The 3,167-nt window shown below is 38.3% G+C and carries 4 protein-coding genes and 1 pseudogene; 1 reads left to right on the top strand and 4 read right to left on the bottom strand.

Annotated features, from left to right (window positions below; all coding sequences use genetic code 11):
• Positions 1-96 precede the first annotated feature (96 nt).
• Positions 97-1,566 (top strand): FAD-binding domain-containing protein, encoded by a 1,470-nt coding sequence (locus ACEW8U_RS09080; protein WP_373521724.1) that lies wholly within the window; start codon positions 97-99, stop codon positions 1,564-1,566.
• A gap of 122 nt (positions 1,567-1,688) precedes the next feature.
• On the opposite strand, the pseudogene ACEW8U_RS09075 reads toward ACEW8U_RS09080, so the two are convergent.
• The 4 genes and pseudogenes from ACEW8U_RS09075 to ACEW8U_RS09060 all read right to left on the bottom strand — a co-directional run.
• A pseudogene (locus ACEW8U_RS09075) lies at positions 1,689-1,847 on the bottom strand (DUF6364 family protein); the annotation flags it as partial.
• A 12-nt stretch (positions 1,848-1,859) separates the two neighbouring features.
• Positions 1,860-2,159: a helix-turn-helix domain-containing protein gene (locus ACEW8U_RS09070; protein ID WP_373521723.1), complete on the bottom strand. Its 300-nt coding sequence runs from the start codon at positions 2,157-2,159 to the stop codon at positions 1,860-1,862.
• 4 nt (positions 2,160-2,163) lie between these two features.
• The gene (locus tag ACEW8U_RS09065; RefSeq protein ID WP_373521722.1) at positions 2,164-2,499 is read right to left on the bottom strand and encodes a type II toxin-antitoxin system RelE/ParE family toxin; all 336 of its coding nucleotides are present in this window, start codon (positions 2,497-2,499) and stop codon (positions 2,164-2,166) included.
• A gap of 70 nt (positions 2,500-2,569) precedes the next feature.
• Positions 2,570-3,082: a lactoylglutathione lyase family protein gene (locus ACEW8U_RS09060; protein ID WP_373521721.1), complete on the bottom strand. Its 513-nt coding sequence runs from the start codon at positions 3,080-3,082 to the stop codon at positions 2,570-2,572.
• Positions 3,083-3,167 lie beyond the last annotated feature (85 nt).

Here is a 3,167-nt window from a genome sequence, read left to right as displayed (position 1 = left end):
GCCATTTCTATGATTCTATTTATTTCCTCAGCTTTAAAGTCTGTTGTTTTCTTCATGATCTAAAAACTTTAGATCCGATCCTTTGTTTTGATCAGAATGGAGAAAGTCAATATTGTTTGGTTTAAAAGGGATCTGAGATTGCGGGACCATGCCCCATTAAAGGCGGCTATTGAAAATGGGCTACCTGTTATTTTGGTATATTGTTTTGAACCTGAATTGATAGCTAGTCCAAAATCCGACATTCGCCACTGGAGGTTTGTTTGGCAAAGCTTGGTGGATCTGAATTCCCAACTCAAAAACCATGATACCAAAATCCATATTTTTTATATGGATACTTTAATCTTATTTCAGGAATTGTCTAAAATCTACGATATACAAACAGTTTTTTCCCATCAGGAAACGGGTATCAAGATTACTTATGACAGAGATAAAAGAGTTGCCATGTTTTTTAAAAAGGAAAATATTTTTTGGAAAGAATATGCCCAGCAAGGAGTGAAGCGGGGCAGGAGCGACAGAATAAACTGGTCAATGGATTGGTATAGCATGATGGCTGCCCCACAGGAAAATCCTGATTTATCAAAAGCTGTTTTTTATACCTTGTCCAATCAGTTCATAGAAAGTCTGAACTCCACAGGTGTACCTGAAGGTTGGAAATCCCCTCATCCCAATGTGCAGAAAGGAGGAGAGCTTACGGCAATGAAATATTTCCATTCGTTTTTTGAGGAAAGGGTCAAAAACTATAACAGACACATTTCAAAACCTGAATTGAGTCGGAAAGGCTGCAGCAGGTTATCTCCCTATCTTGCTTGGGGCAATTTGTCAATTAGGCAGGTTTATCAAGCTGCTGAGCAGAAAAAGAAGGAGAAGTTCCAGGTAAAGAACCTGACGAATTTTCAATCCCGGCTAAGGTGGCATTGTCATTTTATCCAAAAATTTGAAATGGAATCCAGAATGGAGTATGAACATGTCAATCGGGGATTTGATGATTTTATAAAACCAAAAGATGAGAAAAAAATCAAGGCATGGGAAGAAGGGAAAACAGGAATTCCGCTTGTGGATGCATGTATGCGATGTCTTAAAGAAACCGGTTACCTCAATTTCAGGATGAGGGCCATGGTCGTATCTTTTTTGACACACCATCTTTTTCAGGATTGGCGGGAAGGGGCTAACCATTTGGCAAGGATGTTTCTTGATTTTGAAGCTGGAATCCATTACCCGCAATTACAGATGCAGGCAGGGGTGACAGGGATCAATACCGTCAGGATTTACAATCCCCTCAAGCAATCCACGGATCATGACCCGGATGGAGTTTTTATCAAAAAGTGGGTTTCCGAGCTTGCGGCTTTACCGGTTTATCTCATGCACGAACCGTGGAAAATCACAGGCATTGAATCAGAACTTTATGGTTTTCAATTGGGAAAGGATTATCCTTATCCCACTGTGGACTTGGAGGCTTCAGGAAAATTTGCAAGAGACCATATCTGGAAGGCCCAGAAAATGGTTGCAGTGAAAGTAGAAGCGGAGAGGATTTTGAATAAGCATACGGTGCCAGATAGGTGGCCTTAGGGAGTGGATTTGTCGAATCTTATTTTAATTAACAAAGATGCATTCCAAAGAGAAATTGTTAAGCTTATAGTCTGTTATGGAATCAAGAATAATGTCCGAATCTAAAAGTACAGATTTCATTGTTAAAGATATTTTTCAGCTAATGCATTACTAAGTTCTTTCTTGTAAACAAAGTTTTTTGGGATTTTCAATACACCAACCAACTTTTTAACATTAGGCGATAATTCTCGTTGCTTTGTTTCCACAGAAAGTGACTTAAGGTAATTTTCAATAATTTGAGAAAGACTTTTACCTTAAAGGAAAGTTAATCCGATTCTTTTATTAAGCCCTTGTTCGAAAATTCGAATCAATGTCGATAACTGGATATTTCCTTTTCCATTTTCAAGTTTTGAGATATAACTTTTCTTTGTTCCCGCTTTTTCTGCCAATTGCTCCTGGGTGAGGTTTGCTTCCTTTCTAGCCTCTTTTAGCATTTCGCTTATGATGAACATCTGGGCATTTTCTTCATATTTATTCCTACTTTCACTTCCAATATCTCCGTGTTCCAGTTCAATCAGGTCATCGAATGTTTTGACTTTGCTATAATCCTTCATGGTCTTATTTCTTTGATTGAAAATATTCCTTCATTAATCTTTCCGCTTTCTCTATTTCATTCTTTGGAGTCTTCTGAGTCTTTTTTTGAAAACCGTTGAAAAGTACGACTAGCTTTCCTTCATCAAAGCAGCAGAATATCCTATAAATGTTTGATTGGTACTCCACTCTTACTTCAAACAACCCATCAGTTCCTTCAAGGTGGTCTAGGAACTTCTTAGGAACTCTTTCCACTTGCATGATCAGTTCAAAAACATATTGAACCTTGCTCTTGACCTTTTCATCTAGGTTTTGGTAAAATTCCAAAAAGTGGTTTTCGTAAAAAATAATCTTCCTGACCATATTCACAAAGTTAACTCAAAAGATAACATTTTCCAAAGGTGTGGAGTTTATTTAAAGCACTCTAACTTACTTATTTTGTGTAAGCCCCTGAAGAATAAGTAAGTTCATAGCTATGGCTGTAAACTTCAAAGACTACCCCAAAAGGATCTTCAACATAGCACATTCTAAAAGGTTTTTCATTTGGATAATATGACCTGATGGGCATGCGTTGTTTTCCGCCCTGGGCTACAATTTTTTCCACCAAGCCCTCAATGTCAGGATCCTGAACACAAAAGTGAAACAGTCCTGTCTTAAAAGGATTGAATTCAGGTTTTTTGTTTTCTGTACCGGGGAAAGAAAAAAGTTCGATGCCGATTCCGTCAGAAGTGGACAAATGGGCGATTTCAAAATAATCCCAGCCCTTACCGAATACATCCAGGCACATTTGGCCTATAGCCGATGCTGTTTCTTCCTTGACCTTACTGGGTTCCATGATGATATACCATCCCATCACCTCGGTGTAGAATTTAACAGCAAGATGGATATCGGGAACAGTGATGCCGATATGCGAAAATGATCTTGGGTAGGTAGTTTGAATGGACATAGCTTGGGATTTTAATTTTTAAAAATAGGGAAATTGGGTGGGGATAAAAAGGGATTTTATTGGTCTAGGTGGGGTTTCTACTCCT

The sequence above is a fragment of the Aquiflexum sp. genome (assembly GCF_041751335.1).
GTDB lineage: Bacteria > Bacteroidota > Bacteroidia > Cytophagales > Cyclobacteriaceae > Aquiflexum.
The sequence above is the reverse complement of the archived record's forward strand: the minus strand, read 5'-3'. Positions and strand labels throughout refer to the sequence as shown.